This is a genomic window from Streptomyces sp. BBFR25, assembly GCF_044590125.1.
Lineage (GTDB): Bacteria > Actinomycetota > Actinomycetes > Streptomycetales > Streptomycetaceae > Streptomyces > Streptomyces canus_D.
The window spans coordinates 7,478,054-7,504,582 of record NZ_CP172447.1 but is presented as its reverse complement, the minus strand read 5'-3'; the positions used below and the strand labels follow the sequence as shown (position 1 = coordinate 7,504,582).

Annotated in this window: 25 protein-coding genes, 1 tRNA gene and 1 riboswitch; of the genes, 2 read left to right on the top strand and 24 right to left on the bottom strand. The window is 72.9% G+C overall.

Annotated features, from left to right (window positions below; genetic code table 11):
• Positions 1-67: 67 nt before the first annotated feature.
• From ACGH52_RS33580 to ACGH52_RS33495, 18 genes are all read right to left on the bottom strand, one after another.
• The gene (locus ACGH52_RS33580; protein WP_399944868.1) at positions 68-667 is read right to left on the bottom strand and encodes a Na+/H+ antiporter subunit E; all 600 of its coding nucleotides are present in this window, start codon (positions 665-667) and stop codon (positions 68-70) included.
• On the bottom strand, positions 664-2,295 hold the full coding sequence (locus ACGH52_RS33575) for a Na+/H+ antiporter subunit D (protein WP_399944865.1): 1,632 nt from the start codon (positions 2,293-2,295) through the stop codon (positions 664-666). The genes ACGH52_RS33580 and ACGH52_RS33575 overlap by 4 nt, the downstream gene beginning before the upstream one ends.
• Positions 2,292-3,056 carry a Na(+)/H(+) antiporter subunit C gene (locus tag ACGH52_RS33570; protein ID WP_076977447.1) on the bottom strand — a complete coding sequence of 255 codons (765 nt, stop codon included), beginning with the start codon at positions 3,054-3,056 and terminating at the stop codon, positions 2,292-2,294. Before ACGH52_RS33570 ends, ACGH52_RS33575 begins: the two co-directional genes overlap by 4 nt.
• A complete protein-coding gene (locus ACGH52_RS33565; protein ID WP_399944863.1) occupies positions 3,053-5,956 on the bottom strand; it encodes a Na+/H+ antiporter subunit A in 2,904 nt (967 codons plus the stop codon). Before ACGH52_RS33565 ends, ACGH52_RS33570 begins: the two co-directional genes overlap by 4 nt.
• 116 nt (positions 5,957-6,072) lie before the next feature.
• Positions 6,073-6,146, bottom strand: a tRNA-Pro gene (locus tag ACGH52_RS33560).
• Between the two features lie 115 nt (positions 6,147-6,261).
• The gene (locus tag ACGH52_RS33555; RefSeq protein WP_399944861.1) at positions 6,262-7,569 is read right to left on the bottom strand and encodes an MFS transporter; all 1,308 of its coding nucleotides are present in this window, start codon (positions 7,567-7,569) and stop codon (positions 6,262-6,264) included.
• A 128-nt stretch (positions 7,570-7,697) separates the two neighbouring features.
• Entirely contained in the window at positions 7,698-8,057 is a 360-nt protein-coding gene (locus tag ACGH52_RS33550; RefSeq protein ID WP_171987508.1) for an MmcQ/YjbR family DNA-binding protein, read from the bottom strand.
• A gap of 30 nt (positions 8,058-8,087) precedes the next feature.
• On the bottom strand, positions 8,088-8,633 hold the full coding sequence (locus ACGH52_RS33545; protein WP_121701231.1) for a GNAT family N-acetyltransferase: 546 nt from the start codon (positions 8,631-8,633) through the stop codon (positions 8,088-8,090).
• Positions 8,630-9,208 carry a helix-turn-helix domain-containing protein gene (locus tag ACGH52_RS33540; protein ID WP_210974808.1) on the bottom strand — a complete coding sequence of 193 codons (579 nt, stop codon included), beginning with the start codon at positions 9,206-9,208 and terminating at the stop codon, positions 8,630-8,632. The genes ACGH52_RS33545 and ACGH52_RS33540 overlap by 4 nt, the downstream gene beginning before the upstream one ends.
• A gap of 46 nt (positions 9,209-9,254) precedes the next feature.
• Positions 9,255-10,157: a LysR family transcriptional regulator gene (locus ACGH52_RS33535; RefSeq protein ID WP_059297132.1), complete on the bottom strand. Its 903-nt coding sequence runs from the start codon at positions 10,155-10,157 to the stop codon at positions 9,255-9,257.
• A 29-nt stretch (positions 10,158-10,186) separates the two neighbouring features.
• The gene (locus tag ACGH52_RS33530; protein WP_399944856.1) at positions 10,187-11,380 is read right to left on the bottom strand and encodes a glycine C-acetyltransferase; all 1,194 of its coding nucleotides are present in this window, start codon (positions 11,378-11,380) and stop codon (positions 10,187-10,189) included.
• Positions 11,381-11,408: 28 nt separating this feature from the next.
• Positions 11,409-12,437 carry an L-threonine 3-dehydrogenase gene (tdh, locus tag ACGH52_RS33525; protein ID WP_121701228.1) on the bottom strand — a complete coding sequence of 343 codons (1,029 nt, stop codon included), beginning with the start codon at positions 12,435-12,437 and terminating at the stop codon, positions 11,409-11,411.
• Between the two features lie 188 nt (positions 12,438-12,625).
• Positions 12,626-13,201: a GAF domain-containing protein gene (locus tag ACGH52_RS33520; protein WP_076977440.1), complete on the bottom strand. Its 576-nt coding sequence runs from the start codon at positions 13,199-13,201 to the stop codon at positions 12,626-12,628.
• Positions 13,198-13,827 (bottom strand): ATP/GTP-binding protein, encoded by a 630-nt coding sequence (locus ACGH52_RS33515; RefSeq protein WP_059297136.1) that lies wholly within the window; start codon positions 13,825-13,827, stop codon positions 13,198-13,200. The genes ACGH52_RS33520 and ACGH52_RS33515 overlap by 4 nt, the downstream gene beginning before the upstream one ends.
• Positions 13,805-14,179 carry a DUF742 domain-containing protein gene (locus ACGH52_RS33510; protein ID WP_059297137.1) on the bottom strand — a complete coding sequence of 125 codons (375 nt, stop codon included), beginning with the start codon at positions 14,177-14,179 and terminating at the stop codon, positions 13,805-13,807. The genes ACGH52_RS33515 and ACGH52_RS33510 overlap by 23 nt, the downstream gene beginning before the upstream one ends.
• 2 nt (positions 14,180-14,181) lie before the next feature.
• The gene (locus ACGH52_RS33505) at positions 14,182-14,616 is read right to left on the bottom strand and encodes a roadblock/LC7 domain-containing protein (RefSeq protein WP_030189437.1); all 435 of its coding nucleotides are present in this window, start codon (positions 14,614-14,616) and stop codon (positions 14,182-14,184) included.
• 110 nt (positions 14,617-14,726) lie between these two features.
• The gene (locus ACGH52_RS33500) at positions 14,727-16,544 is read right to left on the bottom strand and encodes an ATP-binding protein (RefSeq protein ID WP_399944851.1); all 1,818 of its coding nucleotides are present in this window, start codon (positions 16,542-16,544) and stop codon (positions 14,727-14,729) included.
• Positions 16,545-17,000: 456 nt separating this feature from the next.
• A complete protein-coding gene (locus ACGH52_RS33495; RefSeq protein ID WP_399944848.1) occupies positions 17,001-18,194 on the bottom strand; it encodes an MBL fold metallo-hydrolase in 1,194 nt (397 codons plus the stop codon).
• Positions 18,195-18,345: 151 nt separating this feature from the next.
• On the opposite strand from ACGH52_RS33495, the gene ACGH52_RS33490 reads away from it, so the two are divergent.
• Complete coding sequence (locus ACGH52_RS33490; protein ID WP_059297140.1) at positions 18,346-18,966, top strand: TetR/AcrR family transcriptional regulator; 621 nt, start codon at positions 18,346-18,348, stop codon at positions 18,964-18,966.
• 40 nt (positions 18,967-19,006) lie between these two features.
• Here ACGH52_RS33490 and ACGH52_RS33485 read toward each other — a convergent pair whose 3' ends face one another.
• Both ACGH52_RS33485 and ACGH52_RS33480 read right to left on the bottom strand, forming a co-directional pair.
• The gene (locus ACGH52_RS33485) at positions 19,007-19,792 is read right to left on the bottom strand and encodes an SGNH/GDSL hydrolase family protein (protein ID WP_076977437.1); all 786 of its coding nucleotides are present in this window, start codon (positions 19,790-19,792) and stop codon (positions 19,007-19,009) included.
• A gap of 236 nt (positions 19,793-20,028) precedes the next feature.
• On the bottom strand, positions 20,029-20,973 hold the full coding sequence (locus ACGH52_RS33480; RefSeq protein WP_399944845.1) for a peptidoglycan DD-metalloendopeptidase family protein: 945 nt from the start codon (positions 20,971-20,973) through the stop codon (positions 20,029-20,031).
• A gap of 4 nt (positions 20,974-20,977) precedes the next feature.
• A riboswitch (cyclic di-AMP (ydaO/yuaA leader) is annotated at positions 20,978-21,135 on the bottom strand.
• A gap of 424 nt (positions 21,136-21,559) precedes the next feature.
• Between ACGH52_RS33480 and ACGH52_RS33475 the strand changes: the two genes are divergently transcribed.
• Complete coding sequence (locus ACGH52_RS33475) at positions 21,560-22,357, top strand: tyrosine-protein phosphatase (protein ID WP_121703806.1); 798 nt, start codon at positions 21,560-21,562, stop codon at positions 22,355-22,357.
• A gap of 26 nt (positions 22,358-22,383) precedes the next feature.
• Here the strand turns inward: ACGH52_RS33475 and ACGH52_RS33470 are convergent, their stop codons facing one another.
• The 4 genes from ACGH52_RS33470 to dxs form a co-directional block, all read right to left on the bottom strand.
• Positions 22,384-22,503, bottom strand: a complete 120-nt coding sequence (locus tag ACGH52_RS33470) for a DUF6126 family protein (RefSeq protein ID WP_059297144.1) — start codon at positions 22,501-22,503, stop codon at positions 22,384-22,386.
• Positions 22,500-23,126 (bottom strand): helix-turn-helix domain-containing protein, encoded by a 627-nt coding sequence (locus ACGH52_RS33465; protein WP_399944840.1) that lies wholly within the window; start codon positions 23,124-23,126, stop codon positions 22,500-22,502. Before ACGH52_RS33465 ends, ACGH52_RS33470 begins: the two co-directional genes overlap by 4 nt.
• 63 nt (positions 23,127-23,189) lie before the next feature.
• The gene (locus ACGH52_RS33460) at positions 23,190-24,575 is read right to left on the bottom strand and encodes an aspartate aminotransferase family protein (RefSeq protein ID WP_121703807.1); all 1,386 of its coding nucleotides are present in this window, start codon (positions 24,573-24,575) and stop codon (positions 23,190-23,192) included.
• Complete coding sequence (gene dxs / locus ACGH52_RS33455) at positions 24,576-26,528, bottom strand: 1-deoxy-D-xylulose-5-phosphate synthase (RefSeq protein WP_121703808.1); 1,953 nt, start codon at positions 26,526-26,528, stop codon at positions 24,576-24,578.
• Position 26,529: the final 1 nt, after the last annotated feature.

Sequence of the window (26,529 nt, the reverse complement as noted above, 5' to 3'; positions counted from 1 at the left end):
GACGGGGGTTCACCTTCCGGTACGGGACGGGCGGCGTCGGCGATGTCCTCGGCGGCGTGCAGGGTGGTCACGACGGGGGTTCACCTTCCGGTACGGGACGGGCGGCGTCGGCGATGTCCTCGGCGGTGCCGAAGGCCCGGGCGACGAGTTCCTCCATGCGCCACACCTGCCGCTGGGCGCCCTCGATCTCACCGGGGTTGCCCGCGTCGAGGACGTGCAGGAACAGGGTGGCCGTCGAGCGGCGCACCTCGATCACGGAGCCGCCGGGGACGTTGGAGACGGCGACGGCGGTGGCCGTGAGCATGAGGTCACTGCGCACCCGCAGCGGGACGGCCACGACCGCCGTCTGGTAGGGGCCCTTGGCGAAGATCTGCCGGCTGACCTCGACGCTGGAGGAGAACATGTCGTACAGCAGGTAGGCCGCCAGGCGCAGGATGCCCAGGGGGCGCAGCCGCAGGCCGAGGTCCACGGCGGGCAGCGGGAAGGCCAGGCACAGGCAGACCGCGACGAGGACGCCGTTGACGAGGTTGCCCCACGACGGGGTGCCCCACAGCAGGATCCAGATGACGGTGAGCCAGCCGACGAGCGGCAGGTCGAGCACGCGCCGGCCGCGGCCTACGCGGAAGGACCAACTGTAGGGAGAACGGTCGCGGAAGAGGTCGCTCACCGGCCCAGCACCGCCTCGATGTAGGGGGTGCGGGCGAGGAGTTCGGCGGCGGCGGCCTGGGTGAAGGTGGTGAGGGGGCCGCCGAGCACGGTGTACGACAGGCCGAGGGCGACGGCGGCGCCGGTGGCCGCCTGCATCGGCCAGGGCAGCCGTTTGCTGGTGGTGATGGACTGCCCGAGGAAGCCCGCGGCGACCACGGCGCCCGCGGGCACCGGCAGCCCACTGCCCGAGCCGGTCGGCCGTTCCTCGTCGTCCGGTTCGTCGTCCTCGGCGGACTCCAGCACCACGCCCTCCTCCTCGGCGCCGGGTGGCGCGTCGCGCCAGAACGCGAGGTTCCAGACCTTCGCCATGACGTAGAGGGTGAGCAGGCTGGTGGCGGCGGACCCGGCGACGAGTGCCCAGGCCCAGCCGCCGCCGTCGGCGACGCCCGCCCGCATCAGGCCGAGCTTGCCGATGAAGCCGGACAGCGGCGGGATGCCCGCGAGGTTCAGGGCGGGCACGAGGAACAGCACGGCGAGCAACGGCGCCGCCTTCGCCAGGCCGCCGAGGCGGGTGAGTTCCGTGGTGCCGTCGCGCCGCTCGACGAGCCCGGCGACGAGGAACAGGGTGGTCTGCACGGTGATGTGGTGGGCGACGTACACGATCGCTCCGGCGATCGAGCCGCGCCCGGCGAGCGCGATGCCGAAGACCATGTAGCCGATGTGGCTGATGAGGGTGAAGGACAGCACCCGCTTCAGGTCGGTCTGGGCGACTGCGCCGAGGATGCCGACGGCCATGGAGGCGAGCGCGGCGAGCATCAGCAGGTCACCCAGGCGGTGGCCGGGGAAGAGCAGGGTCTGGGTGCGCAGCATCGAGTAGACGCCGACTTTGGTGAGCAGTCCGGCGAAGACCGCGGTGACCGGCGCGGGCGCGGTCGGGTAGGAGTCGGGCAGCCAGGCGGCGAGCGGGAACACCGCCGCCTTGATCGCGAAGACCGTCAGCAGCATCGCCTCCAGCAGGGTGCGCACCCCGAGCGGAACCTCCTGGAGCCGCTCGGCGAGCTGGGCGAAGTTCACGGTGCCCGCGACCGCGTAGGTCATGGCGATGGCGACCAGGAAGAGCACCGAGGAGAACAGCGAGATGATCACGTACGTCGATCCGGCGCGGATGCGGGTCGCGGTGCCGCCGATGGTGAGCAGCACGAAGCTCGCGACGAGCATGATCTCGAAGCCGACGTAGAGGTTGACGAGGTCTCCGGCGAGGAAGGTGCAGGAGACGCCCGCCACGAGGATGAGGTAGGCGGGGTGGAAGACGCCGACCGGCGCCTGGTCGTCGCGGTCGGCCATGCCCTGGCCCAGCGAGTACACGAGGACGAGCAGGGTGACGGCGCTGGAGACGGTGAGCATCAGGCCCGCCAGCCGGTCGGCGACCAGGGTGATGCCGACCGGCGGCGCGAAGTCGCCGAGGTGCACGCTGAGCGGGCCGTGGCGGTCGGCGGCCACCATGAGCACCACGGAGAGGACCAGTACCGCGCCGAGCACGGCGAGGCTGATGAAGCGCTGGAAGCGGTGCAGCCGGGGTCCGATGGCCAGCTTCAGGCCCGTGACGCACAGGGGCAGCAGCACGGGGAGCGGGACGAGCGCGTTCACCTGGTTCCTTCCGTGCCGGCGCCCTCGGGGTCGTCGGGCTGGTCGGGCGGCGGGTGGCAGGAGTCCTCGCCGGGGAGCGAGTCGGGTTCGCGGCCGGTCTCCTCGGGGTCGTTGGAGGGTCCGGCGACGCGGGCCGGGGCGGGTCCGGGGCGTCCTGCGGCGTCGGTGGAGCCCAGCTCGCGGCCTTCCCGGTAGTCCTCGGGGTCGGCGCCGAGGATGTCGTTCCACAGGTTCCCGGAGACGTCGTTGGCGCGGGCCTGGTAGGCGCGTTCCTCACGGACCCGCCTGCGCAGCCGTCTGCGGGCGGCGCGGTAGCGGGCGCGCTGCTCGGCGTCGGCGCCGCCTTCTTCGGCGCGGGCCTCGCGGTAGCGGTCGCGGAGTTCGCCGCGCCGGTCGAGGAACTCGGCGCGCAGGGCGACCAGCCGGTCCTCGGTGTCGTCGCTGATCTCGTCGGATCCGGTGACCTGGTGGCTGCGGTAGGCCATGGCGAGCAGGAAGGCGGTGGTGGCGAGGGTGATGACGATCGCGGTCAGGGCGATGGCCTGGGGCAGCGGGTCGGTGACGCGGTTGCGGATGATGTGCGGGTAGAGCAGGGGTGCGTCGCCCGCGCTGCCGGTGGAGGCGAGGACCAGCAGGTTGACGCCGTTGCCGAGGACCACGGCGCCGAGCAGGATCCGGGTCAGCGACCGGGTCAGCAGCAGGCTGGCGCCGACGGCGTTGAGGACGGCGGCGGCCACCAGCAGGGACAGGCTCACGGTCATGCGCGGCCCGCCTCCGGGCGCGGGGCGGCCCGCTCGATCTGGCGGTCGATCCGGGCGCCGAGGGCCCGCACGATGTCCAGGACCACGCCGAGCACGAGCAGGTAGACGCCGCAGTCGAAGAGGACGGCGGTGGACAGGTGGGCGTCGCCCCACACGGGCAGGTGGCCGTGCCAGGACCAGCCGTGCAGCACGGTGCCCTCGCCGAGGCCGCCGAGCGCGACGCCGGTGGACAGGAACAGGCCGAGGCCGGTGAACACGCCCGGTTTGAAGGGCACGGCGTCGGCGAGTTCGTGGCGGCCGCCGGCGAGGTAGCGGGCGATGAAGGCGACGCCCGCGGTCAGTCCGGCGACGAAGCCGCCGCCCGGCAGGTTCTCCGCGCACAGCAGCAGGTAGACGGAGAGGACGAGGACGGGGTGGAAGATGAGGCGGGCGACCACTTCCAGGACCAGGGAGCGGCGCTCGGGGGCGAGGGTGGCGCTGGCGGCGAGCCAGGTCCGCTCGGGCGCCCCCTCGTCGCCGCTGGGCAGGCCAGCCGATTCGTACCGGGACGCCCGCCAGGCGGTGCGCAGTCCGGCGTGCGGATGGTCGCCGGGCAGCGGCAGTACGGGCTGCTCGGCGCCGTCGGCGCGGCGGTGCAGGTAGATGAGGCTGGTGACACCGATCGCGGCGGTGGCGAGCACCGCGGACTCGCCCATGGTGTCCCAGGCGCGCAGGTCGACCAGGATCGTCGCGACGACGTCCTTCAGCCCGTGGTGCGCGGTCTCCTCGACCATCGCCGCTCCGGCGCTGTCGGCCCGGCGGTGCCCCGCCATGATCCAGACGACGACGGCGACGGCGGCACCGCCCGCGAGGGCCACCGGCATCCGCAGCAGGCGTCGCCACCGGCTGAAGTTCTCCTCGAAGCGCACCGGCATCCGGCGCAGCACCAGCACGAAGACGATCATCGAGACGGTCTCCACGCAGAACTGGGTGAGCGCGAGGTCGGGTGCGCCCTGTGCGACGAAGAGCAGCGCGGTGCCGTATCCGGTGAGACCGGCGAGGACGACGGCCTTCATCCGGCGCCGTACGCCCAGGCACAGCAGGGCCGCCGCGCAGGTCAGCAGGGCGACGGCGGCCTGGGCGGGGTGGTCCCACAGGCGCGGTGCGGGCACCGCGGTCCAGGGTTCGTCGGCGACGAGCACGGCGATCTGCCCGGCGAGGACCACGCTCATGGTCGTCACCAGGTACACCGACAGCGAGCCGCGCTGCACGAGTCCGGTGCACTGCAGGGCGGTGCGTTCCAGGGCGAGCAGTATCCGTCCGAAGACGAGGTCCGCGGAGCGCCAGGCGAGTCTCTGGCCGACCCGCGCGACGGGGCCCGCGGCGAGGAACAGCAGCACCCCGCCCGCCCAGGCCGCGCCGGACAGGCCGAGGGCGGGGCCCGCGCCGTGCCACAGGGCCAGGTGGTACGGGTGGGCGGGCGCCGGGAACTGCCCGGCGTAGGTGCCGAGGAGACCCTGGAGCCAGGACACCCCGGGCCCCAGGACGAGACAGGCCAGGGCGAGTACGGCGGGCGGCGCCAGGAAGGCCGCCGGGACGGGGTGTGCGTCGGTCTCGGGGAGGCCGGGCTTGCGGGCGAAGGCGCCCCACAGGTAGCGCAGGGTGTAGGCGGTGGTGAGGGCGGAGCCGACGACGGCCGCGGCGAGCGCCCAGCGGTCACCGGTGCTCCCGTCCAGGAGCGCCTGGAAGGCGGCCTCCTTGGCGCTGAAGCCGAGCAGGGGCGGCACCGCGGCCATGGACGCTCCGGCGAGCACGGCGACGGCGCACACGGCGGGCAGCCGGCGTCCGAGCCCGGAGAGCTTGCGCAGGTCGCGGGTGCCGGTGGCGTGGTCGACGATGCCGGTGACCAGGAAGAGCGGCGCCTTGAACAGGGCGTGCCCGAGGATCATGGCGGTGGCGGCGAGGCCGGTGTCGTGGCGGCCCGCGCCGGTGAGGACGGTGAGGAAGCCGAGCTGGCTGACGGTGCCGTAGGCGAGGACGAGTTTCAGGTCGTGCAGCCGGAGCGCCCGCCAGCCGCCGAGCAGCATCGTCACCGAGCCGAGGACGAGCAGCAGCGGGCGCCAGGGCGTGACGTCGGCGAAGGCGGGGGCGAGCCGGGCGACGAGGTAGACGCCCGCCTTGACCATCGCGGCGGCGTGCAGATAGGCACTGACGGGGGTGGGGGCGGCCATGGCGTTGGGCAGCCAGAGGCTGAAGGGCCAGATCGCGGACTTGGACAGGGCGCCGACGAGGATCAGCACGATCGCCGTGGACAGCGCCGCCGACGGGGGCGGCGGGTCGGCCAGGATCGCCGAGACGCGGTAGGTGCCGGCCTCGTGCCCCAGGAGCAGGAAGCCGACGAGCATGGTCAGTCCGCCGAGGGCGGTGACCGTCAGGGCCTGCAGGGCGCTGCGCCGGTTCCGCTTGTGGTCGCTGGTCTGGCCGATCAGCAGGTAGGAGAAGACGGTCGTCAGTTCCCAGAAGATGTAGAGCAGGACGAGGTCGTCGGCGAGGACCAGGCCGAGCATCGCCCCGGCGAAGGCGAGGAGGTTCCCGGCGAACCTGCCCAGCTGCCGCGAGCGGTCGTCGAAGTAGGAGGCGCAGTAGACCAGGACGAGGGTGCCGACGCCCGCGGCGAGCAGCACCATGAGTTCGGCGAGCGCGTCCAGTCTGAGCGCCCAGTCCACGTGGTAGGCAGGCAGCCAGCGCCACTCGACGGTGTCGGCGCCGCCCGCGGCCGTGGTGCTCCACCGGGTGGCGGCCCAGGCGGTCGCCGCGGCGGGCGGCAGGGCCAGCACGAGGAAGGCTCGGGTTCCGCACCATCTCACCAACGGCGCGGCGAACAGCGCGAGCGCGAAGTGGCAGAGGATGAGCACGGACACCCGACAGTGATATATCGGACATCTCGTGCGGGCGCCCAGGCACGCCGCAGGGAGAACAATCGAGGGGCGGTTTCGGATCTCTCCGAAACCGCCCCTCGATCAACGACCGTCTCCGGTCGGGACGACAGGATTTGAACCTGCGACCCCTTGACCCCCAGTCAAGTGCGCTACCAAGCTGCGCCACGTCCCGTTGCCCGTCTGACCTGGGGTTTCCCCCGGTCGAACGCGCAGGAAAACCATACCGCACTCGGGCCGGTGGTCGCGCATCGCTTTTCCGGCGCGCGACAGCGGCACAGCGGGACCCGTCAGCACTTCTGCGTGCGGGACGGCTCGGGCCCGGTCGGGGCCGCGGTGCCGCTCGATCCCGCCGAGGCCGCTTCCACGCGCACCAGCCCGCGCACCGCCGGGATCAGGAGCAGGGCCGCGCACACGGCGAAGCTCATGGCACCGGCGACGAGCAGCACGTGGTCGGCGCCGAGGACGGAGGCGGCCGGACCGGCGAGTGCCTGGCCGACGGGCATCATCGCGAGCGAGCCCGCCACGTCGTAGGCGTGGATGCGGTTGAGGACGTCCGGCGGGACCTGAGTCTGCACGCTGGTCGCCCACATCACGCCCCAGAAGGACAGGCCGGCCCCGGCGACGGCGGCTCCGGCCGCCATGGCGGGTACGCCGAGTCCGGCACCGACGCTCGCCGGGAAGGCGGCGAAGCCGACGAGGGCGATCGCGCCGGCCCGGAGCATGCGCAGCGGTCTCAGCCGCAGGGCGAGCAGGCCGCCCACGACGGTCCCCGCGCCCAGGGCGGAGTTGACCAGCCCGTAGGCGCGTGGGCCGTGCTCCTGCACCACCTCGGTGGCGACCAGCGGAACGGTCGGGCCCCAGACCGCGATCATGTAGACGCACCAGACGGCTATGACGCTCCACAGCCATCGCCTCGCACGGAACTCCCGCCACCCCACGGCCAGGTCGGCGCGGAAGGCCTTGCTCCCCCGGCCGGAGACCGCCGGGCTCCCCGGCGCGGGCGGGGGCAGCCGGAGCAGCAGCAGGCACAGGGCGCTGATCGCGTAGGTGGTGGCGTGGGCGGCGAAGACCCCGCCGGGCGAGGCGAAGCCGACCAGGAGGCCCGCCACGGCGGGTCCGGCGAGCTGGGCGGCGGACTCGGCGACGCGTATCGCGCCGTTGGCACCCTGGATGTCGGAGGCGAGCCGGGGCACGGTGCTGGCGACGCCGGGCTGGAAGACGGCGCTCGCGACCCCGTTGGCGAACCCGATGGCGCAGATCTGCCAGAGCACGACGTGTCCCGAGAAGAAGAGCGCGGCGGCCAGGGCCTGGGTGCCGAGCCGGCCCAGGTCGGCGCCGATCATCAGCTTGCGGGTGCTGAAGCGGTCGGCGAGGACCCCGCCGAAGACGACCAGACCGGCGAAGGCGGCGGCCGTCGCGGCCATGGCGAGGCCGACCGCGCCCGCCCCGTACCCGTGCTGGAGCAGTCCGGCGGCGAGCGCGACGGGCAGCATGGTGTCGCCGAGCCGGGCCACGGCCCGGGCGGCGAAGAACAGCGCGAAGTCCCGCGACCAGACGGCTCGCACCGCCGTCGGCCGCGACGCGGTACCGGCCATCACGTCTCTCCCCTCCCCCTGCGCTCCCGTCGCACCGTGCGTCCGACAGCCGGAACCCCCCTCCGGTCCCGGCTGTCACGCACGTCTTCGGATCATGCCACGGGGCACTGACAACGCCGGAGGGGTTTTCAGCCCCCGGCGGGCAGCCCCAGCCGGGGGTGCGCCTCCAGCAGCCGGGTCGGGGCCGCCTGGCGCCAGGAGTCGGCGAGGATGTCGCGCAGCTCGTCCTCGCCCTCCAGGGCGGCGAGCCGGGCCCGCACCCAGGCGAACTGCGCCTCGTGCCCGGCGATCCAGAACTTCTCCGGTTCGGCCAGCACCAGTTCGTCGCGCTCCTCCTTCGGGCAGCGCACCGCGAGGGAGGTCTCCTCCTCGGGCAGGGTCGCGAACATCTTTCCCGCGACCCGGAAGGTGGGCATGTTCCAGGCGATCTTCTCCGTGGTGTCCGGCAGGGACAGGGCGATACGGCGTACGTCTTCTGCGTCCGGCATGACAGGCACGGTAGCCGCCGCCACCGACAATCACCCGGTGGCGGCGGGTGCGCCCAGCGGCACTCCGACCTGCTTGAAGTAGAGCGTCGTCGGCCGCAGTTCCCCGCGCGGGTCCGCCGCGTAGTCGGGGATCGTTCCGGCCCGGGTCCACCCGGCGGACCGGTACAGGTGCTCGGCGGGGCTGCCGGTCTCGGTGTCCAGGTGGAGGAGGGTGAGGCCGGCCGCCGCGGCCGCCTCCTCGGCGGTGGCCAGCAGCCGTCGGCCCAGTCCCCGGCCGCGCGCCTCGCCGGACACCATCAGCTTGGCCAGCTCCGCGCGGTGGCGGCTGTTGGGTTTGTCCGGCAGGGCGAGGCTCACCGTTCCGGTCACCCGCTCCCCTTCCCGCGCCACCCAGACGGCGAGCTGCCCGGCGGCCACGGCGGCGGCCCGCCCCCGCCACCAGCGCACGGCCTCCGCGTGGCCGAGCGGGGCGAGGAAGCCGAGGGACGCACCGCCCGCGACGGTGTCGGTCAGCAGACCGGCCAGGCCGTCCAGCAGCGCCGTCACCCCGTGCTCGTCGACCCGGTGCACGATCACGGCAGCACCACCGCCAGCACGTAGCGCGCGCCCTCGGGCCCGGCGCACCGGAACCGCGTCGGCCCCCACACCCGCATCCGCAGGCAGTCCCCGGCGGCGAGGCGGTGCGCCACGTCCTGTGCCGTGATCTCCAGGGCCCCTTCCAGGAGCCAGACGTGCTGTTCCAGGCCGGGCACGGGCGGCCGGTCGTAGGCGATGTCGGCGCCCGCGGTGAGCCGTCCCTCGACGAGTTCGCCGCGCAGTGCGGCGTGCGGCGGGGAGACCGAGCGGCGCACGAACCCGGCCGCGCGGTCCTCCCACACGGGCTGCTCGGCGGCCCGCACCAGCAGCGCGGGTTCCGCCTCTACCTCGCTGAGCAGCCGGGACATGGTCCGTCCGTAGACCGCGCACAGGCGGTTCAGCACCGCGGCGGTGGGACTGGTCTCGGCCCGCTCGGCCCGCGACAGCGTGGACCGGCTCACCCCGCTGCGCTCCGCCAGCTCCCCCAGCGACCAGCCGTGCTCGGCGCGCAGTTCGGCCAGCCGGGCGGCGAGCCGGACGTCCACCGGGTCCGTGCCGCAGTCGTCTTCTCTCATATCCGGGACGGTATCCCTCATATGAGACGCTCGTGTTACGGAAGCCTCACGCCCGGGCCGCCTCGCCGAGTGCGTCGAGGACCGGGCGGATCAGCGGGTGCTCCTCCGCTCCCCGGCGCACGGCCGCGAAGACGCGCCGGGTCGGCGCGATCCCGTCGACCGGGCGGACGACCACGCCGGTGAGGTCGGTGCCGTGCAGTGCCGAGCGCGGGACGAGCGCCACCCCGGCGTCGGCCGCGGCGAGGGAGACCACGGCGCGGAAGTCGTCCGAGGAGTGTTCGAGGCGGGGCTGGAACCCGGCGCTCTCGCAGGCCAGCACGACCACGTCGTGGCACGGGTTGCCCGGATAGGGGCCGATCCAGGTGTCCTTGGCCAGCTCGGCGAGCGGCACCTCCTCGGCGTCGGCGAGGCGGTGGGCGACCGGGACGACCGCGTCGAAGGGCTCGGCGTACAGCGGGACGTGGGTCAGGCGCGGGTCGTCGGCGGACGGCGCCCCGCGGTACTCGACGGCGACGGCCACGTCGACCTGCCGGTCCAGGACCATCGGCAGGCTGGCGTCGCCCTCGGCGTCCTGGACGCGGATGCGGATGCCGGGCGCCGAGGCGGCGAGGCGGGCCAGGGCGGGCGCGACGACGAGGGCGATGCCGGTCGCGAAGGAGGCGACCGTGACCGTACCGGCTTCGCCCGAGCCGTACGCGGCCAGCTCGGCCTCCGCCCGCTCCAGCTGGGCGAGGACGGCGTTGGTGTGGCTGAGCAGGATCTCCCCGGCCGGGGTCAGCCGTACGCCCTTGGCGCCGCGCTCGACCAGGCGGTGCCCGGTCTCCTGCTCCAGGGCGGCGAGCTGCTGGGAGACCGCGGACGGGGTGAGGTACAGCGCGGCGGCCGCCGCCGTCACGGTCCGGTGGTCCGCCACCGCTCGCAGGATGTGCAGCCGCCGCGCCTCGATCATGGGATCGATTCTCTCAGGTCACCGGGGGTTCAGGCGGGGAGCTGCTCCCGCGCGGAGACGAAGGCGTCCACCGCGCGGTGCACGTCGTCCGTGGAGTGGGCGGCGGACAGCTGGACGCGGATGCGTGCCTTGTCCTGCGGGACGACCGGGTAGGAGAAGCCGATCACGTACACGCCGCGCTCCAGGAGCAGCTCCGCCATGCGGCCCGCCTTCGTCGCGTCGCCGATCATGACGGGCGCGATGGGGTGGTCGCCGGGGAGGATGTCGAAGCCCTCCTCGGTCATCCGGCGGCGGAACAGGGCGGTGTTGTCGGCGAGCCGTACGCGCAGGTCGTCGGCCGACTCCAGCAGGTCGAGCACCTTGAGGGAGGCGGCGGCGATCACCGGGGCGAGGGTGTTGGAGAAGAGGTAGGGGCGCGAGCGCTGGCGCAGCAGGGCGACGATCTCCGCGCGGGCGGCGACGTAGCCGCCGGAGGCACCGCCCAGCGCCTTGCCGAGGGTCCCGGTGATGATGTCGACGCGGTCCATGACGCCGTGCAGCTCGGGGGTGCCGCGCCCGCCGGGGCCGACGAAGCCGACGGCGTGCGAGTCGTCGACCATGACCATGGCGTCGTAGCGGTCGGCCAGGTCGCAGATCTCGGCGAGCGGGGCCACGTACCCGTCCATGGAGAAGACGCCGTCGGTGACGATCAGGCGGCGCCGGGCGTCGGAGGCGTCCTTGAGCTGCCGCTCCAGGTCGGCGAGGTCGCGGTTGGCGTAGCGCAGGCGGCGGGCCTTGGACAGCCGGATGCCGTCGATGATCGAGGCGTGGTTGAGGGCGTCGGAGATCACCGCGTCCTCGGGACCGAGGAGGGTCTCGAAGACGCCGCCGTTGGCGTCGAAGCAGGAGGAGTAGAGGATCGTGTCCTCCTGGCCGAGGAACGCGGAGAGCCTGGCCTCCAGTTCCTTGTGCACCTCCTGGGTGCCGCAGATGAAGCGCACGGAGGCCATGCCGTAGCCCCAGCGGTCCAGCGCCTCGTGGGCGGCGGCGACGACCTCGGGGTGGTCGGCGAGGCCGAGGTAGTTGTTGGCGCAGAAGTTGAGGACCTCGCCGGGGCGGCCGCCCGCGGTGACGTTGACGGTCGCGGACTGCGGGGTGCCGATGACGCGTTCGGGCTTGTGCAGGCCGGCGGCGCGGATCTCGTCGAGGGTGGCGCGCAGGTCGTCGCGCACGGAGTCGAACATCTCAGAAGCTCCTGAAGATAAAGGTGGCTTACGCGGTCCAGTCGAGGATGACCTTGCCGCCCCGGCCGCTCGCCGCGTCGGCGAACGCCGCCTCGAAGTCGCGGTGGGAGTACCGGCCGGTGATCACCGGGGCGAGGTCGAGGCCGCCTTCGAGCAGCACGGACATGGCGTACCAGGTCTCGAACATCTCGCGGCCGTAGATGCCCTTGACGGTGATCATGGAGGTGACGATCCGGGCCCAGTCGACCGGGAACTCCTCGGCGGGCAGGCCGAGCATGGCGATCCGGCCGCCGTGCGTCATGTTGGCGATCATGTCGCGCATGGCCTCGGGGCGGCCGGACATCTCCAGGCCGATGTCGAAGCCCTCGCGCAGGCCCAGCTCGCGCTGTCCGTCGGCGATGGTGGCGTCCGAGACGTTCAGGGCGAGGCTGACGCCGACCTTGCGGGCCAGTTCCAGCCGCTCCTCGCTCACGTCGGTGATCACGACGTTGCGGGCGCCCGCGTGCCGGGCCACGGCGGCGGCCATCAGACCGATCGGTCCGGCGCCGGTGATGAGGACGTCCTCGCCGACCAGCGGGAAGGACAGCGCGGTGTGCACGGCGTTGCCGAACGGGTCGAAGATCGCGGCGACGTCGAGGTCGACGGGGACGCGGTGCACCCAGACGTTGCCGGCGGGCAGGGCGACGTACTCGGCGAAGGCGCCGTCCCGGCCGACGCCGAGGCCGACGGTGGCGCGGCACAGGTGGCGCCGTCCGGCCAGGCAGTTGCGGCACTTGCCGCAGACCAGGTGGCCCTCGCCGCTGACGCGGTCGCCGGTCTTGATGTCGGTGACGTCGCGCCCGGTGCCGACGACCTCGCCGACGAACTCGTGGCCGACGACGAGCGGGGTGCGGATGGCCTGCTGCGCCCAGCCGTCCCAGGCCCGGATGTGCAGGTCGGTGCCGCAGATGCCGGTGCGCAGCACCTTGATGAGGACGTCACCGGGCCCCACGGCGGGCTCGGGCACGTCCGCGAGCCACAGCCCGGGCTCCGCCTTCTCCTTGACCAGCGCCTTCAACTGAACGGCTCCTGACGGGGGTGAGGTCCCGGCGGTGGGCACGCCGGAGCGGCCCGCGTCCGGGAAGGGGAGGGGAATCGCACAGCAATCTGCCGTACGACACCGTCCCGGGTCCATCGAGCCTTTCTTAAGCCCGGCCGCAGCTTTCCTTCACGCCGCACGCCCCGGGCGTCCGATCGCCCCGCGATTCACAGCGGGAGCCCGTCCTCCGCGCTGCGCTCGATGCGCCGTACGAGGTCGGCCGCCGTCGACTTGATCGTGGCCAGGCCCGCGGTCCCCCAGGTACGGGGCCGCACGTCGGCCGCGGACACGGTGCCGAGGACCGTCCCGGTGCTGTCGATGAGCGGGGCGCCGAGGTAGGAGCGGATGCCGAACGCGTCGACGACGGGGTTGCCCGCGAACCGCGGATAGTCGCGCACGTCCTCCAGGACCAGCGCCTTGCGCCGGACCACCACGTGCGGGCAGAAGCCGTGGTCCCTGGGCTGGACCCGGCCGAACTCGGGGCTGGTCCCGTCGCCCCGCGTCACCGGCGCAACGTCCGGCACCCGCAGTCCGGCGAAGAACTGCCCGCCCTCCACCAGGAAGTTGACCATCGCGTACGGTGCCTCGACGAGGACCGCGAGGTGCGCGGCGAAGGCGTCCAGGGCCGGGTCGGCGCGTTCCGCGAGCCCGAGCCGGCGCAGCCGTCGTACCCGCTCGGGGGCCTCCCGGTCCTCGGGGGTGAGCAGCAGACGTCCGGCCGGGCGCGGCGGGTCGTAGCTCATGGGCGGACTCCGGCGCCGAACCCGGACGTCGGGGCCGGGGTGTGGGCGATGAGGTGGCGCACGAGGGTGAGCAGGGTCTGGACGCCGGAGCTGGAGATCCGGGCGTCGCAGCGCACGATCGGGATCTCGGGGTGCAGGTCCATGGCCGCGCGCACCTCCTCGGGGTCGTAGCGGTGGGAGCCGTCGAACTCGTTGATCGCGACGACGAAGCCGAGTCCGCGCTCCTCGAAGAAGTCGACGGCGGCGAAGGACTCCTCCAGGCGGCGGGTGTCGGCGAGGATCACCGCGCCGAGCGCGCCTTCGCACAGTTCGTCCCACATGAACCAGAAGCGTTCCTGGCCGGGCGTGCCGAACAGGTACAGGACGTGTTCGGGATCGAGGGTGAGGCGGCCGAAGTCCATGGCCACGGTTGTTTCGAGCTTGTTCTCGATTCCGTCGAGGTTGTCGGTCGCGGCGCTGACCGTGGTGAGCAGTTCCTCCGTGCTCAGCGGCGCGATCTCGCTGACGGCGCCGACGAAGGTCGTCTTGCCGACGCCGAATCCGCCCGCCACGAGGATCTTCAGGGCGGTGGGGAACGGGTCGGCGCCTTCGCCGTGTGCGTAGTCAGAGCTGTCGTCGTAGTCCATCGAGCACTGCCTCCAGAAGGGCCCGGTCCGTGGGGTGGTGGTGGAACGCGGCGGGGGGTTTGGTGGTCAGCGCGCCGCAGTCGACGAGGTCCGAGAGCAGCACCTTGGTGACCGCCACCGGAAGCCGCAGATGTGCGGCGAGCTCGGCGACCGGGAGGGGCGCCCGGCACAGGTCGAGCGCGTGCGCGTGCTCGGGTCCGAGGTAGCCGAGGGGGGTCGCCCCGGTGGCCATGACCTGGGACATCAGGTCGAGCGCGACGGTGGGCCGGGTACGGCCGTTGCTGACGGTGAAGGGGCGCACCAGCCGTCCGGCCGCGTCGTCGAGCCAGGGCCCGTCGCCGGCCGCGGCCACCGTCAAGGCCTCATCGCCGGGGGTTCGACGGCGTGCTGCCGGGGCGCGGTGACGAGGTAGGGGCGGACGCTCTTGACGAGCATCGCCATCTCGTAGCCGAGGACGGCCGCGTCGGCCTCGCGGCCGGCCAGCACGGCGAGGCAGGTGCCGGAGCCCGCGGTGGTGACGAAGAGCAGGGTCGAGTCGAGTTCGACGACGACCTGGCGTACGTCCCCACCGTCGCCGAAGCGGACGCCGGCGCTGCGGCCGAGGGAGTACAGGCCGGAGGCCAGGGCCGCCATGTGGTCGGCGCTGTCGGCGTCGAGTCCGTGGACGGACTTCACGAGTCCGTCGGCGGACAGGAGCACCGCGCTGCTGGTGTGCGGCACGCGCTGGACGAGGCCGCTCATCAGCCAGTCGAGGTCGGACACTTGGCCGGTCGGCGCATCGCTCGCCATGGTGGATCGACTCCTTGGGGTACGAAGGTCTGCGGGAGCGCTGGTCATGTGGGTGGGGGTGGTCGTGGGGGCGGGGACGGTCGTGGGGGTGGGGGTGGTGGTGCGGGTGGTCATTCGGCTGTCACGCCCGGGTCGCGGTGGGTCGGTGCCGCAGGCGCGGGTTCCGCGCGCTGCTGGGCCTCCGCGAGGCCGACGCCGCGCTGGAAGGCGGCCATCAGGCCCGGGTCGTGGCCGGTGTACTGGTCGGGTTCCTGGCGGGGCGCGGGGCCACCGCGCAGCTGGGGCGCGAGGTGCTCCTGGGCGCGGCGGCGCGGCAGTCGGGGCTTGCCCATGGTGCCGCGCACCGCGCTGTGCCGCGGGACGGGCGGGGTGGCCGCGTGCTCGGCGAGGGCATCCCGGTCCTCGGACCGCACGCCGGGCACGGCGGCGGCCGGGGTGGGGCGGTTGCGGTGCGTGCCGCGCACGGGCAGCGGCAGCGGCTCGCCGTCGGCCCTGCGCGCCTGGACCGGACCGGTCGCCGCGGGGGCCGGGGCGGGGGCGGGAGCAGGTGGGGCAGGAACGGGCGGGACCGGAGCGGGCGGGACCGGAGCGAGTGCGTCCGGCATCGCCGACGGCATCGCGGGGGCTCCGGCCCGCGGCTGCTGCCGGGGCGGCGGCACGGGCACCGGCGCGACCCCGGCGGCCTCCGCCGGGCGGGCCGCGCCCCCGGGGAGCGCCCCCGGCTCGGTGCCCAACAGGGCCTGCGGCACGACCAGTACGGCCTGGACACCGCCGTAGATGTTGGTCTGCAGCCGCACGGTGATCCCGTGCCGCTTGGCGAGCTGGGAGACGACGAACAACCCGATGCGCCCGTCCGCCAGCAGGCGGGCGACGTTGACCTGGTCGGGGTCGGCCAGCAGGGCGTTCATCCGGCTCTGCTCACCGACGGGCATGCCCAGTCCGCGGTCCTCGACCTCGACGGCCAGGCCCGAGGTGACGAGGTTGGCGCGCATCAGCACCTGGGTCTGCGGGGCGGAGAACAGGGTGGCGTTTTCGACGAGTTCGGCCAGCAGGTGGATGACGTCGGCGACGGCGTGGCCGCGCAGGGTGCCGTCGATCGGCGGGACCAGCCGGACCCGGGAGTACTGCTCGACCTCGGCGATGGCCGAACGCAGCACCTCGGTCATGTCGACCGGGTTGCTCCACTGGCGGCGGGAGACGGCACCGCCGAGCACGGCGAGGTTCTCGGCGTGGCGGCGGATGCGGGTGGCGAGGTGGTCGACGTGGAAGAGGCCCTTGAGGAGGTCGGGGTCCTCGATCTCGTTCTCCAGCTCGTCCAGGATGGAGATCTCCCGGTGCACCAGGGATTGCAGGCGCCGGGCGAGGTTGACGAAGACCTCCAGCTTCTGTTCGCTGCCCGCCTGGCTGGAGAGCTGGGCGGCCCGGACGACGGCGGTCACGGCGCCGTCGTGCGCGCGGGACAGGTCGGCGGCGAGCAGGTCGAGGTCGTCGGCGTCGTCCGGCGGTCCGCCGCGCGGTGTGCGCGGGGGCGGCGCCTCGCCGCGGCGCAACGCCTCGACGACGGCGCGCAGGTCGCCCTCGTGGCGCGCGGTGCTGCGCCGCAGGGCGCCGACGCGGTCGTGCACGGAGCGCGCGGCGCGGTCGGCGGCGACGGCGGCGATGGCGACGGCCGCGAGGGTCACCGAGACCGCCCCGGCCAGGACGCCCCACAGGACGGGGGCGGGTCGGGCGCCGGTGGACCGGACGGTGAACAGGACGACCGCGCAGGCGCTGAGGGCGACCGCGACCGGCGGCAGGACGGCGAGCCTCAGGAGTTGGGACCGTATGTGGGTCTCGGGGAGCGCGGCGGTGCTACGTGGGGCCGGCCGGCCGTGCCGCCCGCCCTCGCGGCGGTCTGCTCGCGCGGCCGGGGCGCGGAGGTGAGACATCGGTGTCCTCGTGCTGGTCCGTGTACTGGTCCGTCGGCCCTGCGTCGCCCGACGGACACTGACAGTAGTCGTCTGCTCCTCATGTGCGGTGGGCAGTTGCCAAAGTCCCCCGGGCAAGGTCCCGCTCTGGTATGAGGCCTCGTACGACAGACCGATAAGCCGGATACACACCCGTTCCCGAACGGCGGGGAAACGGTCGGACTCCATCAAATTCAGTCACCGCGCGTGACGACTCAACGGGGCCGACCGGTACAGCTTTTGGCCCGGACCGCGAAGAGGGTGTTGTTGACCCGGGTGTTGTTGACCCGCCCCCGGCGGACAAGAAGCACCAGACGTCCGGCAACCGGCCCTACTTGCCCGGTATCACCTGTGACACAGACGCCCGGAACACGGTGAAGGATGTGACGACGACATCGACGGCTGTGACGGCCGAGCGGAGAAGTACGACGACCGCTCTCACCGCTCCCCGGCGAGGTCGAGATCGCCCCTGCTCGTCTCAGCCAGGATCTCAGCACCTCGCGGGCGCCGCCAGGGATGTGCGATCGGACTCGAGACCGCCCGCCACCACGCCCCCACCGGCAACTCCCCCGCCGGCTCGAACGGCTCCCCCGGCCGCGGGAACGCCACCGCCTGACCGGCCTCCTCGGCCGCGTCCTTCGTCCACTCCCCCGGCTCCGCCCACGCGTGCGGGGCCAGGTTGAAGGTACCCCAGTGGATCGGCAGCAGGGCGCCGTGCGGCCGGCCGCCCTGGAGGTCGAGGTGGGCCCGGACGCCCTCCTCGGGGGTCATGTGGATGTCCGGCCAGAACTCCGCGTACGCCCCGAGCTGGATCATCGTGGCGTCGAACGGGCCGTGCGCGGCGCCGATGTCGCGGAAGCCGTCGAAGTAACCGGTGTCCCCGCTGTGGTACACGCGGTGCTCGTCACCGGCGACGACCCAGGACGCCCACAGGGTGTGCTGGGTGTTGCGCAGCCCGCGTCCGCAGAAGTGCCGGGCCGGGGTGGCGGTGAGGGTGAGGCCGCCGACGCGTGTCGACTCGTGCCAGTCCAGCTCACGCAGCCGGTCGGCGGAGACACCCCAGTGTTCGAGGTGGCCGCCGACGCCGAGCGGGACGGCGAACACGGTGTCCGTGCCGGCCAGCGCCTTGATCGTCGGCATGTCCAGGTGGTCGTAGTGGTCGTGAGAGATGACGACGACGTCGACCGGGCCGAGGGCGGCGAGCGGCAGCGGCACCGGGTGCAGGCGCTTGGGCCCGGCGAAGGGGAACGGGGAGCAGCGCTCGCCCCACACCGGGTCGAAGAGCACGCGCTGCCCGTCGATCTCGGCGAGCACGCTGGAGTGGCCCATCCAGGTCAGCCGGAGCCCGGAGGCCGGCGGCCGGGCGAGGTCGGCCAGGGTGGTGGCGTGCACCGGGACCGTCCCCTGCGGGGCCCGGCGCAGTCGCGCCTCCTTGTTGAAGTAGATCTTGGCGAATTCGGCGGCCGATCCGGAGGGCCGGGTCCTGGCGGTGCCTCCGGGGTTCTGGAAGACGCCGTCGCGGAAGTGCGGCGATCTGCGGATGCGCGCCATGCGCTCACCGCTCGGGTCCACGCCGAAGGCCGCGGGCCGCGGCACGCTGAGCCCGGGACTCGGGGAACGGAAAGCGGGCACGGTACCTCCAGGTGGAGTGGTTCAGGTTGTCATGATGGTCGTCTCGTCCTACGTCACCTCGAACGACGGGTGTCACATCCGTGTTCCCCTCGGGCCACCGCGACCGGGAAGGGCGTCACGCCCGTCCGGACGCCTGTATAGGGTGACGGGCGTGGGGAGAGTCCGGTTGAGCGTGGCGGAGCGGCGCGAGGAGCTGCTGGGCGCCGCCATCGAGCAGATATCGGCGCGGGGCGTGGCGGCGTTGCGGATCGCCGACGTGGCCGCGGCGCTCGGCGTCAGCAACGCCCTGGTGCTCTATCACTTCTCCACGAAGGAACGTCTGGTCGCCGCCGCGTTCACCCATGCCGCCGAGGACGACCTCGCCCATCTGCGGGGGCTGCTCGCCCGTCGTACGTCGGCGCTGCGCCGCCTGCGGGCGGCCGTGCGGTGGTACGCGCCGACCGGTCCGGCCAAGGGCTGGCGGCTGTGGATCGAGGGCTGGGCGGCGGCGCCGCGCGAGCCCGCGCTGCGGGAGGTCACCCGCGAGCTGGACCGCCAGTGGAAGGCGGCGCTCGCCGAGGTCATCGCCGAGGGCGTGGCCGCCGGTGAGTTCTCCTGCCCCGAGCCGGACGCCGCGGCCCTGCGGCTGACGGCGTTGCTGGACGGGCTGGCGGTGCAGCTCACGTCGTACACGGGCACGGTGTCGCGGGCCCGGGCGCAGGAGTGGGTGGACGAGGCCCTGGCCCGCGAACTGGGCCTGGAGCGCTCGGCCCTGGCACCCGCGCGGCGTTAGACGCCGGGTGTCGCACGGGTGTCGGCCGCCCGCTCCCGCCTCAGGCCACCGCGGCGATCCGCGTCTTGATGTCGTGCGGCGACAGGGTGCCCTTGGCCGTCACGTGGTCGCCCGAGGACTCGCCGCGCAGCCGACGTCCGATCCACGGCACCAGGTACTCGCGCGCCCAGTGCACGTCGTCGCGCCGCACGTCGAGCGTGCCGCGGGGCGGCAGGGGCGGCCAGGGCTGGTCCGGGTCGGCCGGGACGCGCAGGCCGAGGGCCTGTCCCGCGCGCAGCGCCACCCTGGTGTGGCCCTCCGGCGACAGGTGCAGCCGGTCGGCGTCCCACGCCCTGCGGTCCTGGACGCTCCGCAGCGACCACAGGTCGAGCACCGGGCAGCCGTAGCGGTCGGCGATGGCGCGGACGTGCCCGTTGTACGTGGCGATCTTGCCCCGCAGGTGCTTGAGGACGGGCACCCCTCGGGTGTCGAACCCGGTGGTCACCAGGACGGTGCCGGCCGCGGCGGTCAGCGCGGCCACCGCCAGTTCGAACCGCTCGGCGACCTCGTCGGGGTCGGTTCCGGGCCGGATGATGTCGTTGCCGCCGGCCGCGAACGAGACCAGGTCCGGGGCGAGTGCGACGACCCGCGGTACCTGTTCCGCCACGATCTGGTCGAGGAGCCTGCCGCGCACGGCGAGGTTCGTGTACGTGAAGTCGCCCTCGGGGCGCCGGTCGGCGAGCAGTACGGCGAGCCGGTCGGCCCAGCCGACGAACGCCCCGTCGGGGCCGGTGTCGCCGACGCCCTCGGTGAAGCTGTCCCCCACCGCCACGTACGACCCGATCACTGCTCTGCTGTCACTCTTCGAATCGTCTGCCACATCGGCCCATGATTCACCTTGGAATGTGACCTACGCGACCGTAGGAAGGGGTTGACGGGCGGTGAGAAAGGCCACGCCTAAAGTGTTCGTCAATTCCGGAATACAACGGAGAGCGGATGCATCGACCGGCCGGATACGCCGAAGGCCGGACCCGGGGATCGGGGTCCGGCCTTCGGGGCGCGGGGGCCGCGCGGAACCGGTCGTCAGACGGAGACGCCGTGCGAGCGCAGGAACGCGATCGGGTCGATGTCCGAGCCGTAGTCCGGCGTGGTGCGGATCTCGAAGTGCAGGTGCGGTCCGGTCACGTTGCCGGTGGCACCCGACAGGCCGACCTGCTGACCGGCCGTCACCGACTGACCGGCGGAGACGGAGAGCGAGGAGAGGTGGGCGTACTGGGCGTAGTGGCCGTCGGCGAGCTGGATGACGACCTGGTTGCCGTACGCGCCGCCCCAGCCGGCGGAGACGACGGTGCCCGCGCCGACGGCCTTCAGCGAGGTGCCGGTCGGGACGACGAAGTCGGTGCCGGTGTGGTAGCCGCTGGACCACATGCTGCCGGACTGGTGGTACGGGGTGCCGACGGTGCCGCCCGCGACGGGGGAGGTGTAACCGCTGGTGGTGCCGGCGGACTGGGTGCCGGTGTTCGAGGAGTCGGAGGAGTCCGAGGAGGCCTTCTCGGCGTCCGTCGACTTCTGGGCCGGCTTCTCGGCGGCGGGCTTCTCGGCGGACTTCTGCGCGGGCTTCTGCGACTGCGCGGAGGACGGCGCCGACGACTTGGCGGCCTGGCCGCCGATCGACAGCTCGAGACCGGGGTGGATCAGCGACGGGTCGGAACCGACGGCCTCGCGGTTGTCCGCGTAGAGCTTCTTCCAGCCGCCGTCGACGTCCTGCTCGTCGGCGATCTTCGAAAGGTAGTCACCGCTCTTCACGGTGTAGGTGCGCGAGTCGGAGTTCTTCTCCGCGGCGGCCTTCTTTGCCGAGGTCGGAACGGACTGCACGGCCTGCTCGGAAACGGAGTGCGCGGGGGCGGCGTTGGCGGCCGCGGCGCCCATCAGCGGGAGCGCGAGCGCGGCGCCACCGGTTCCGGCGACGGCGATGGCGCGGGTCAGGCGCATGGCCCTGGTACGGCGGTGCTTACCCTTGGCGGGCATGGCGAATTCCTCTCCGGCGCCTGCGAGGTGAGCTGTCGGGTGCGGGCTGGAGATGCCCGGCCGCGTCGGAACGCGGCTTTACCCCAAGCCGTTCCGGGAACCGGAACAGGCAGTCGTACCTGTGGGTCCCCCGCTCCTGCCGTGTACGGGTGGTGGATGAGTGCGGGCTCCGGTCGGCGGCAGGATTAGGCGTCCGTCCGGATCGGTGGTGAACGTAAGGGACCAAGACGCACAGGGACAAGCGAGGGTTTCCCGCGACCGGTGTTCCGATTGATCCTTTACGGGAATAACCGGTAACCCTGCGTCGATTTCCGTCGCGTCGATTTCCTTAAAGACCCTTGAGGCGCAGCCGAATTACGTGAACATGACGGGCCACGCACGGTCACGGATATGACGCTGCTCACGCGCCCCACACCCACCCTCCGCCATTTCAGGGCCAGTTGTTATTAAGGCGCCAATTCGGACAGAAGGGCCTTATCGGCTCGCAATATCCCTCGGAGTACGATTTCGCGCACCGGAGATGCCGTATCGTCGAGCCCAGCCCGTCGGCGAGCAGCGGCGGCGGGGTGGAGTGGGAGGAGCCCCCGTGACGCAGCAGGTCCCGTCGACCGAACCCGAGCTGACCGGTGTGCGCAACTTCCGGGACGTGGGCGGACTGCCGACCGCGGACGGGCGGCGGGTACGGCAGGGAGTGCTGTTCCGCAGTGGTCACCTGGCACACGCCACCGGTGAGGACGCCGCTTTCCTGGCCTCGCTGGGCCTGCACACGATCTTCGACTTCCGCAACGCGGCCGACCAGAAGCTCGAGGGCCCGGACGTCGAGCTGCCGGGCGTGCGCAATGTGAACCTGCCGCTGAGCGATCCGGCCGACGGCGCCGAGTTCTGGAAGATGGTCCGCGACGGAGACCTCGACCAGCTGCGCGAGATCCTCGCCGACGGCAAGGGCGCCGACCGCATGATCGGCTCCTACCGCTCGATCATCACGGAGCGCACGGCGGAGCACTCCCGGATCCTGCACGCCCTCGCCGAGGACAGCGTCCCCGCGCTGATGCACTGCGCGGCCGGAAAGGACCGTGCGGGACTGTCCGTCGCCGTCACCCTGCTCGCCCTGGGCGTCGAGCGCGAGGCCGTCGTCGAGGACTACCTGAAGTCGAACGCCGCGCACCGCCGCTACAAGGTGCGCCGCAGCAGCTCCGCGGCCTCGGCCTACTCCCCCGAGGTGATGGAGCTGCTCAGCCCGCTGTTCGACGCGCGCGCCGAGTACCTGGCGGCGGCCTTCGAGACCATCGAGGAGACGTGGGGCGGCGTCGACGCGTACCTGGAGAAGGGGCTGCGGCTGACGCCCGAGACCCGGGAGCGGCTGCGCGAGCGGATGCTGGACTGAGCCGGAGCGCCCGCTCGCGCGGCGCGCTACCTGGCGCCCACCTCGAACAGCAGGTAGAGGAAGCCGCCGAAGACGTGTCCCAGGGCGATGTAGACCAGCAGCCGCACCCACAGGGCGCGCGGGAACTTTTCCTGCATGGTGCTCATGGCGTCTCTCCAGGGTTCGGGCCGGGGGCCGGGCCGAGGCACAGCGCGGCCGTGGGGCTCTGCAGCAGGGTGTGGACGAAGAGCAGCTCGACCCCGTCGGGGTCCTGCGCGGCGATCCGGTGCGGGGTCGTCGAGTCGAAGTGGGCGCTGTCCCCCGCGGTGAGCCGGTGCTCGGTGTCCGCGAGGCGCAGCCGCAGCCGTCCCCTCAGGACGTGGAGCCACTCCTCGCCGGGATGCACGCGCACGACGTCGCCCTGGGAGCCGTACGGCACCTGGACACGCAGGGCGTGCATGCCGCGGCCCGGCGCCCCGGCCCGGTAGTACGTCCAGCCGCCCGCGCTCGTGGGTTCCATGTCGGCGGCGCGCACCACGGCGTCCCGGTCGGCGGCCGTCTCCCCCAGCAGCTCGGCGACGGTCGTACCGTAGACGCGGGCCAGGGAGAGCAGCATCGGCAGCGAGGGCTGGCGCTGCCCGGTCTCCAGGCGGGACAGGTGCGCGGGCGAGAGCCCGGCGGCGCGGGCCGCGCTCTCCAGGGTGAGGGCGGCCAGCCGCCGCAGCTCACGCAGCTGGGGTGCGACGACGGCGACCGACCCTTCGACGGGGCCGCGCTCGGAGGCGTTCATGCCTCCATTCAGCCCGAGCCTTGCCCGTAAGGCAAGTTTCTTACCCCAGAGGCAAAAGGCACTTCAGCGGTTGGCCACCGCCTGCTTGACCAGGGTCTTTCCGAAGTCCCACATCAGGCCGCCGCCGTTGTGCGCGTCCTCCATCACCTCCGTGAAGGCGTCGACGAACCGGTCGGCGTCGTCGGTGTCGATGATCAGCGGCGGGATCAGCTTGATCACCTCCAGGTGGTCGCCGGACACCTGGGTCAGGATCCGGTGCCGCTGAAGCAGCGGTACGACCACCATCTGCGCGAACAGTCCCTTCCGCGCGGCCTGCAGCATCGTCCAGCGGCTGCGCAGCTTCAGGGACCGGGGACGGCCGAACTCGATGCCGATCATCAGCCCGCGGCCCCGGACGTCGGCGAGCAGTTCGTAGCGGTCCACCAGCTCCGCCAGCCGGGACTTCAGCCGCTCCCCCACCGCGGCGGCGTTCGCGACGATCTCCTCGTTCTCCATCACCGACAGCACCGCGAGCCCGGCGGCCATGGCCTGCGCGTTGGACCCGAAGCTCGCCGAGTGGACCTGCACGCGGTCCATCGAGGAGTACACCTTCTGGAAGATCCAGTCCTTGCCGAGGGTGGCCCCCACCGGAACGTATCCGCCGGACAGCGCCTTGGCGACGCAGACCAGGTCGGGTTCGACGCCGTCCTCGTGCTGGTAGGCGTAGAACTTGCCGGTCCGGCCGAGGCCCGTCTGCACCTCGTCGGCGATCAGCAGGGCCTTGTGCCGGTGCAGCAGCTCCTGCGCGGCGAGCAGGTAGCCGGGCGGGGCCTCGTGCACGCCCTTGCCCTGGACCGGTTCCACGATCAGGGCGGCCACGTCGCCCTTCCTCAGTTCGCGCGCCAGGGCGTCCAGGTCGCCGAGCGGGACGGCGGTGTCGGGCAGCAGGGGCGCGAAGCCCTTGCGGAAGCCGTCCTCGCCGTTGACGGAGAGCGAACCGGCGGTCAGTCCGTGGAAGGCGTGCGTGCAGTACAGGATCCGCTGCCGTCCAGTCGCGTACCGGGCGAACTTCAGCGCGGTCTCGACGGCCTCGGTGCCGCTGTTGCCGAAGAAGACGCGGCCCAGGTGGGGGCTGTAGGAGAGCAGCTTCTCGGCCAGCAGTCCGGGCAGCGGCGGGCAGTCGAAGCGGGTCAGGTCGGCGAGCGAGGCGTCGAGGACGTCGTGCAGCGCCTTGCGGACGACGGGGTGGTGGCGGCCCAGGCCCATGACCGCGAACCCGGCGAGCATGTCCAGGTAGTCGTTGCCGTCCGCGTCCCAGAAGTGCGCGCCCTCGGCCCGCTCGTAGACCTTGTCGAAGCCGATGGTGTGCAGCATGCGGGGCAGCTGGTGGTTGAGGTGCCTGGCGTGCAGCTCGTACCGCTCGGCTCCGCGCTCGGCCAAGAGCGCGGCGAGGTCGAACTCCTTGGTCATTCAGTTCTCTCCTTGCGCTGGCATGACGATCCGTCCGTCGCCGGACTGTTCCACTGCCGGTCCCCCCGCTCCGTCCCCGGCCCCTTCGGCCAGGGCCAGGCTCGCGGCGATGCGGCCCGCGACGTCGACCGGGGTGAGGCCGATGTCCGCGAGCACCTCGGCGCGCTTGGCGTGCGCGAGGAACTGCTCGGGGATGCCGAAGCGGCGCACGGGGACGTCGACCTCGGCGTCGCCGAGCGCCAGCGCCACCGCGGAACCGACCCCGGCGGCCCGGCTGTTGTCCTCGACGACGGCCACCAGGCGGTGCCGGGCCGCGAGCGGCGCGAGCGCCGGGTCGACGGGCTTGACCCAGCGGGGGTCGACGACGGTGCAGGCGATGCCGCGGGCCTCGAGGAGGTCGGCGGCCCCGAGGCAGACGGGCGCCATCACGCCGACGGCCACCAGCAGCACCTCGGGCCGGTCCGCGGCGTGCAGGACGTCCAGGCCGCCGATCCGGTCGACGGCGGGTACGGCGGGGCCGACGGACTCCTTCGGGAAGCGCAGCAGCGTCGGCGCGTCGTCCACGGCGACCGCCTCGCGCAGCTGGGCGCGCAACTGGTCGGCGTCGCGCGGCGCGGCGATGCGCAGCCCGGGGACGACCTGGAGGACGGACATGTCCCACATGCCGTTGTGCGAGGCCCCGTCGACACCGGTGACGCCGGCCCGGTCCAGGACGAAGGTGACGCCGCAGCGGTGCAGCGCCACGTCCATCAGGAGCTGGTCGAAGGCGCGGTTGAGGAAAGTGGCGTACACGGCGACGACCGGGTGCAGTCCGCCGGTGGCGAGACCGGCGGCGGACACGGCGGCGTGCTGCTCGGCGATGCCGACGTCCCAGACCCGGTCGGGGAAGCGCGCGGCGAACGGCGCCAGGCCGACCGGGTGCAGCATGGCCGCGGTGAGCGCCACCACGTCCTCGCGCTCCTCGCCGATCCGGACGATCTCCTCGCCGAACACCGAGGTCCAGGACGGCCCGCCCGACGGGCTCAGCGGCTCGCAGGTGAGCGGGTCCATCACGCCGACGGTGTGGAAGTGGTCCTCCTCGTCGCGCAGGGCGGGTTCGTAGCCGCGGCCCTTCTCGGTGAGGCAGTGCACCAGTACCGGGCCGTGGAAGCGTTTGGCGCGGCGCAGCGCCGACTCGACGGCGCCGATGTCGTGCCCGTCGATCGGGCCGAGGTACTTCAGCCCGAGGTCCTCGAAGAGGCCCTGCGGCGCGAAGGCGTCCTTGAAGCCCTTCTTGGCGCCGTGCAGGGCCTCGTAGACGGTGTTGCCGACCACGGGGGTGCGCTGGAGCACGTCCTTGCCCCAGGCCAGGGCCCGTTCGTAGCCGTCGGTGGTGCGCAGGGTCGCCAGGTGGTTGGCGAGGCCGCCGATGGTCGGCGCGTACGAGCGTTCGTTGTCGTTGACGACGATGATCAGCGGCCGGTCCCGGGCCGCCGCGATGTTGTTCAGCGCCTCCCAGGCCATGCCGCCGGTGAGCGCGCCGTCCCCGATCACGGCGACGACGTGGCTGCGCTCCCCCCGCACCTGGCGGGCCTTGGCGAGGCCGTCGGCCCAGCCGAGGACGGTGGAGGCGTGGCTGTTCTCGATGACGTCGTGCTCGGACTCCTCGCGCGAGGGATAGCCGGACAGGCCGCCCTTGCTCCGCAGCTTGGAGAAGTCCTGACGTCCGGTCAGCAGTTTGTGCACGTAGCTCTGGTGGCCGGTGTCCCACAGGATGCGGTCGTCCGGCGACTCGAAGACCCGGTGCAGGGCGACGGTGAGTTCCACCACGCCGAGGTTGGGTCCGAGGTGACCGCCGGTGCGGGCGACCGCGTGCACCAGGAAGTCACGTATCTCGTCGGACAGTTCGCCGAGTTCCGCCTCGGACAGCGCCTTCAGGTCGCGTGGTCCCCGGATGTTCTCCAGAATCGTCACG